Source organism: Bellilinea sp. (assembly GCF_034432615.1).
In the GTDB taxonomy this organism is placed as follows: domain Bacteria; phylum Chloroflexota; class Anaerolineae; order Anaerolineales; family Anaerolineaceae; genus Bellilinea.
In genome coordinates this window covers 1-6,451 of the sequence record NZ_DAOUBL010000141.1, presented here as the reverse complement: position 1 = coordinate 6,451, position 6,451 = coordinate 1, and the positions used below count along the sequence as shown (strand labels likewise).

Sequence of the window (6,451 nt, the reverse complement as noted above, 5' to 3'; positions counted from 1 at the left end):
GTAGCCGGTGTGCCACAGGCAGCCAGAATGGTAGCAAAAATCACCATCAGGCTTATCAACAGAAACACTTTTTTGGACATCGTCTCTTTCTCCTTTTTAGGAATTTTGAATATGAGGTGGGGATTGATAGGGTAACGGACATCACCTTTCTCCATTGTAGGAAAACCGATTGCCTCCGGCATGGAGAAAAGCGTGATTCGGTTGGATAAAACATAGAAACGAGAGGGGGAAGTTGAGGGGTGGGCTGCCGCTCTGCGGTATCGGCTATCGCCCAACCGGAATTATTCAGGCGCGGCGGTAGGCTTCCGGCGAGAGGCCGGTTTCGCGGTGAAAGACTCGGCTGAAATAGCCGCTGTCTCCAAAGCCAACCTGCATTGCAATCTCGGTCACACTCAAGCTGCTCTCCTTTAGCAGCTTCTTTGCCTGATGAATTCGGTAACGCTGCAAATATTTGATGGGCGTAGTGCCTAATTCCTGCCGAAAGCAGAAGGTCAGGTAATCTTCGGCGATGTTGATGTGTTGGGCAATATCACTGCGGGTGATGGGTTCGGCATAGTTTTCATGAATGAACAACATGGCCTGCCGCACCAGCCGTTGCGCATCCAGACTCAGGCGGCGTTTGCGTTCCAGGGCGGCGCCTATGTGGGCAATAGTTTCATCGGTTGCAAACAACCCTTTTTGCAATACCACCGAAACACCTTCGTTCAGGCGCGCCAGATCATCTTCGGTCAAATCTTTACCGGTAATCACAATCACCGGTATGTTGTGCGCCCAGCGCGCTTCGCGCATGGCCTGCAACACGGCAAAGCCGTCCATTTCGGGCATTTGCAGATCCAGCAGTACCAGATCCACTTTTTCCCTCAGGAGGATATTGAGCGCTTCGCGTCCATTCTGCGCTACCAGCACCCGGTTGGTAGGCGAATGCAGCCGAATCATGCGGGTGTGCATTTCCAGCGCCGCCACATCGTCATCTACCACCAGAAAGGTGCGCACAGCCTGCGGGGGCAAATCCGAAAGCGCCACATGCTGATCTATGGCGCGTACCAGCATTTCCGGTTCAATGGGTTTGGTCAGGTAATCCAGATTGAGCAGCGCCTCACCCTGCGGCGAGGTGTTGTAAAACATCACCGGTATTTCCTGCGCCGAAGGCAGACTTTTGATCATCTTCATCGCCCGCCAGGCCATTCCCGATTCGTCTTTGATGTCCAGCACAATGGCATCCGGCGGGTTGAGCACCAGTTGCGCCTGCCACCCGCTGGTCTGCTCAAGCGGGAACTGAATCAGGCGCACCCCCTGCTGCTGCAGCCGGTCCGCCAGACGCTGACGGTCTTCCGGCACCTCAAAGAGCAGTAAAATGGTCTTTTCAGCCCCAATGGTTTGGGGCGCCGGCAGCATCTGTTCTTCCGGTGGGGGAATTTCCGGCAATTTGACCTGAAAGGTGGTGCCCTCGCCGGTAACTCCGCTGGAAATCACTTCAATCTTCCCGCCGTGCATTTCCACCAGCGTTTTACAAATAGAAAGCCCCAGCCCCAGGCCGGGATACCCGCCCACCACACTGCGCTCAGAACGGTAGAAAGCTTCGAAGATTTTTGTCTGTTCCTCCGGCCGTATGCCAATGCCGGTATCTCGCACTTTCAGGATGATCTGCCCACCCTGAGATAAAAGCGACAGGTTCACGGTTCCTCCCGGCGGCGTGAACTTGATGGCATTGTTGACCAGATTGAGCGCCACCTGCCGCAGGCGGATTCGGTCGCCCCATACCCACGGGCCGGATTCGGGCAGGTCAGCCTGCCAGGACACCCCCTTATCCTGAGCCAGTTGCCTTCCGCTTTCGGCGACCACGCGCAAGGTTTCCCCCAGATTTACCGCCTCGTACTGCAAGCGCAGCTGACCGGCCCCGCTGGAAGCCAGATCAATCACATCCCCGATCAAACCGCCCAGATACTGGGCATAAGCGTGAACCCGCTCAACATCGCGGCGGATGGTTTCGGGCAGCATGGCGGTTTGCTCTTCGCTTTCTTCCAGAATCAAACCGCTCAGCCCCACAATCAGGTTCAGCGGCGCGCGCAGTTCATGGCTGATGGTGGAAAGAAAGCGGCTTTTCAGCCGGTTGGCTTCCTCGGCTGCCCGCCGCGCTTCGGTAGCCTGACGGTAAAGGCGGGCAGTATTCAGCGCTCCACTCAACTGCTGCACAATCGCACCGTACAAATTGAGATGGGCGGTATCAAACACCATGATGCCAATTTGCCCGGTTGGGTCAGTTAGCGGGATCAGGGTCAGTTGAAACGGACGGTTTTCAGGAAACAACCCTTCCGGCGGAAAATCCTGACTGCGAAAACGGCGTAGCGCTGCCTGCGGGTTGAGGGCATCGCGCAGATTGCTCCAGGCAAAGGGATCATCGCCCTCCGCCTCAAAGGTAATCACCAGCGCCAGCTGGATACCCAGATCGGGCAGGTAGCGGGCGAGCACATCATAGATTTGTTTCTCATCCAGGGCGGTATGCAGGCGGGCAGTGAGCAGGCTTAACCGGCTGGATGTCCAGCGCTCATTGAGCACATACAGACGGTATTGTTGCTGCATCTGGTCGCTGACAGATACCCGCGCTTCATCCAAAAGCAGCTGACCCAAGGATGGATCGCTGCGTTCTTTCAGGCTTTGCCCAAGCAGGGTAATGGCATCCTGCCAGATGTGAGCGCCATCCTGACTTTTTACGGTTCGCTGCAAAACCTCTTTCAATGCCGTTCGAAAAGCCAGCGGATCGCCGCTTTCAAGACTGGTTTCAAAGGCCTCGCTCAAATTGCGGCACAGCGCCAGGGTTTCTTCTTCGGACAGATCGAAGACCTGTTTTTGAATTTGTTCGGCAATTTGCCGAAACAGGGGTTGCGCCGCATTGAGTGAAACCTCTTCTGCTGTGGTTTTTCCGCAGCCGCAGGACTGTCGAATGACCAGATGTGCATCCGCCTCGATTGAATCCGGCAATGGCACGCCCAGGCTCAGGTGCTGCCACATCTGCTCCATGGCCTGATAGCCCATGTTGAACAGCGGGACGTGCACGCTGGTCAGCGCGGGCTGCTGCACCGCCCCTTCCAGCCGGTTGTCAAAGCCAATCACGGCCACATCTTCGGGGATGCGCAGGCCGGCCTGTTTCAGGGCATCCATCGCACCGATGGCCGACTCATCGTTGCTGGCGATCAGCGCGTCAAATTCAACCCGGCTGGCTAAAATTTGCTGGGCAGCGGCAAAACCGCCGTCATACACATGCCGGCCGTAGACAATCAGCCGCTCGTCGAGCGCCAGATCGAACTGAGCGCAGGCATCCCGAAAGGTTTGTAACCGCCGGCCCGAATCGCCCCGTAAATCGTCCGGTGAACCGGCCACAAAGGCAATTCGCCGGCGTCCGTGCCCTTCCAGATGCTGCACGGCCGCCATGATTCCGGCGGTATTATTTGCCATGATGGTAGGGCCGGGTTCTCCGGAACCGATGAACAACACCGGCAAACCGGCAGCCCGCAGCTGCTGGATGTATTCGGCACGTTCGGGAGAATGGAGGGGGGCCGCCACAATCAGCCCGTGGGTATTCCAAGGACCGACCGGCACAAAATCCTGATCGTTGGCGGCCACCGGCCAGGCCGGTCGGTAAGGATCGCTGGGACTGGCCGAAGGGCCAATCCCGCAGGCCAGCAGTAAATTGCAATTCAATTTCTGCGCGGCGCGGCTCATCCCGCGGTAGATGGGCAGCAGGTAGCTCAGGTTGGTGGCGGTACGGTAAAATTGCCAGCCGGCCAAAACGCCGATGGTCGGGCGGGATGTTGCCGGGTGACGCAGATTGGACCGCATGTTTATGATTTTTATGGTTTAAGCACGGAAATATGCTGTTGCCTGTTCAAAGAATATCATAGAACCGCAACCCACGCAACTTTACCGTCAGACTGAGGATGGTAAGGGGTGCTTGTGCATCGCGCCACGGGTTATCTAAATTTAAAAATGTCCTTAATCCCGCCCCACTTCTTCCAGAAATCCCGCAAATGCCAGCAATTCTTCTCGTACCTGTCCAAAATGGGTGGTTAATCCTTGCACCAATTTTTCTACGCGGTCTGCATCAAAAGAAAATGCATAAATGTTGCGAACCACATGGCGGAATCGCAAATATTCTTCCAGGAATTCAATACTGGTGTGGCTCAGAACCGGAGGCCTGACCTGTGAAATTTCCAATTCCATCTGATTTAACAGATCTCGATGCCAAATCGTTCCTGAAGGTACATTTCGATCCACTATGGCTGCAATCTGCTTAAAAAGCCTTTCAAAGCCAGAGTAAGCGTCATGTAAATTCAAAGCTGCAGAGTCCAAATAAAGATCGGCATCTTGCGGATTACGCCGGGCCGCATCCATTGCACGATTTGCTCGTTCGACCACGCGTTCGATTTCGTCCAATTCCTTGCGGATTCGGCTTGCGAGAATAAGGTAAGCCTCGATCATATATCTTGCCCCTCCCGCTCAATAACCTCCAACAATGAGGCTGGGCAAACATTGACATCCACCAGATTGATTTCAAATGTCGCATCCAATTCCATTACCGCCCCCATGGCGCGAAAAGTCTGCTCAGGGGATAAGCCCCACACAGCCAGGTCAATATCCGACCATTCGTGGAAAGAGATTTCATGCACCAGTGAGCCAAAAACAACTACTCTGGTTACATGGAATTGTTCACGCAACAAACGCGCTGCCCGTCGTGCCACCTCCCATCCCCTTACAACCCGCGGCTTTATCTTGGCTATCCGGCTGCGCTGGCGCGCTTCAGCGCTGGCCCGATATTGTGCCAGTTTTTCTGGGGATAAGTTCGAGAAAACACTGTTCACAAAATTTATTATACAACACACCCGTATCTGAATGACACCCAATAGGCTTCACTCCCCCCTCACCACCAGCGGGATGCCCGCCACCAGCAGCAGGACGCGGTCGGCGTGCGCCGCCAGGCGCTGGTTGAGCCAGCCCAGCCCGTCGCGAAACAGCCGGCCCAGGGGGTAAGGCGGCACCAGCCCCATGCCCACCTCGTTGGAAACGATCAACCACTCGCCCGGGTGGGCGCGGTAGGCTGCCAGCAATTCATCCAGCTCCACTTCGAGCGCGCGGTGGTACTCGCTTTCCTGCTGCGGTTCGTTCAGGCTGAGCAGCAGGTTGCTCGCCAGCAGGGTCAGGCAGTCCACCAGCACCAGCGGGGTAAGCGGCGCAGCGCGGACGGCCTGTCCGACCCGCAGCGGCGCTTCCAGGGTGATCCAGTGGCTGGGGCGGCTTTGCTGATGTTTGGCTATGCGCAGTTTCATCTCCTCATCCCCCGCCTGCGCCGTGGCGACAAACAGCACCGCCCCGCCGTGCTGCCGCCCGTAAGCCTCGGCATACGCCGATTTGCCGCTGCGCGCCCCGCCCAAAATCAAGGTTAATCGCGTGCCCATGCCTTCCTCCTCATTCCATCCCCAGCGCGCCCTGAATGGCAGCCAGAGAAGTCGTCAAATCCTCATCACTGAACACCTCAATCGTCACCACACCGCGGTACTGCTGCTCGATCAGATACAGCAGCACGGCTTTGAGCGCTTGCGGCGGAGCATGATCCAGCGAGGAGTGGTCACGCTCCGCCACCCCGTGCAGGTGAATCACCCGCGCCCGGCCGAGGTGGGAACGCAAGAACGGCAGCGGATCATGCCCCTCCAGCCATAAATGCCCCACATCCACACAGCGGCTGATACCGCCAGCCTGCGTCAGCACCCCATCCCAGAAGGCTGGCGGGTAGTGATCCAGATTTTCCACACACAGCCGCGCGGCATCCCCCACCCAGCCCGTCACAATCTGCAAAGCACGAACCGCCTGCCTTTCCCACACGGCAGTATCTATCGCCCCATCGCGGGCTTCGCGTCCGTCCAGATGAAGAACATAGGCAAACGGGTTGAGGGCGCGGGTATGCTCGATCACCCGCCGGGCTTTTACCATGGAAACATGCCCATCCGAACCATCCCCCGCTAGGCGTAAATCCAGCGGCAGGTGGACGGTGTAGGTCAGGTCAAACCGCGCCGCCAGCCGGGCCAGTTCGGCCTGCTCCGCCGCATCTGGCAGGTTGCTGGGACCGTCATCCACCTCGAACAGCACCAGTTCCACATCCTCCACCAGCGGTGCAAGGTACTCAACATTCGGCAGCAAATCCGCCGGCAGGATGTAGGAAGTGGTTCCCAGCCGAAAGGGAAAGCGTTTCTTAAGGGTCACCCCTGCCTCCAAAGGTTTAGAACGGCCAGCGCAGGTTGAACACCAGCAGGACGCACAACTCGCCCGTTTCAACCACCAGCCCGAAAACATCCCCGGTCACACCGCCCAACCGCTGCCTTGCGGTTCGCCATATCAGCGCGGCGGCGGCCAGCGCCAGCAGCAGCCCGGCCAGCCCGCGCCAGCCGTTGAGGGCAGCCAG

General features: G+C 57.4%; 6 protein-coding genes. All 6 read right to left on the bottom strand.

Annotation, left to right across the window (positions count from 1 at the left end; all coding sequences use genetic code 11):
- Positions 1-285: 285 nt before the first annotated feature.
- Positions 286-3,837, bottom strand: a complete 3,552-nt coding sequence (locus VAE48_RS06300) for an ATP-binding protein (protein ID WP_322792466.1) — start codon at positions 3,835-3,837, stop codon at positions 286-288.
- A gap of 153 nt (positions 3,838-3,990) precedes the next feature.
- Positions 3,991-4,476 carry a hypothetical protein gene (locus VAE48_RS06295; RefSeq protein ID WP_322792465.1) on the bottom strand — a complete coding sequence of 162 codons (486 nt, stop codon included), beginning with the start codon at positions 4,474-4,476 and terminating at the stop codon, positions 3,991-3,993.
- Entirely contained in the window at positions 4,473-4,856 is a 384-nt protein-coding gene (locus VAE48_RS06290; RefSeq protein ID WP_322792464.1) for a nucleotidyltransferase domain-containing protein, read from the bottom strand. Before VAE48_RS06290 ends, VAE48_RS06295 begins: the two co-directional genes overlap by 4 nt.
- A 48-nt stretch (positions 4,857-4,904) precedes the next feature.
- On the bottom strand, positions 4,905-5,450 hold the full coding sequence (cobU, locus tag VAE48_RS06285) for a bifunctional adenosylcobinamide kinase/adenosylcobinamide-phosphate guanylyltransferase (RefSeq protein WP_322792463.1): 546 nt from the start codon (positions 5,448-5,450) through the stop codon (positions 4,905-4,907).
- Between the two features lie 10 nt (positions 5,451-5,460).
- Positions 5,461-6,252: a cobamide remodeling phosphodiesterase CbiR gene (cbiR, locus tag VAE48_RS06280; RefSeq protein ID WP_322792462.1), complete on the bottom strand. Its 792-nt coding sequence runs from the start codon at positions 6,250-6,252 to the stop codon at positions 5,461-5,463.
- A gap of 16 nt (positions 6,253-6,268) precedes the next feature.
- The coding region (locus VAE48_RS06275; protein ID WP_322792461.1) for an adenosylcobinamide-GDP ribazoletransferase at positions 6,269-6,451 on the bottom strand (183 nt) is incomplete at its 5' end.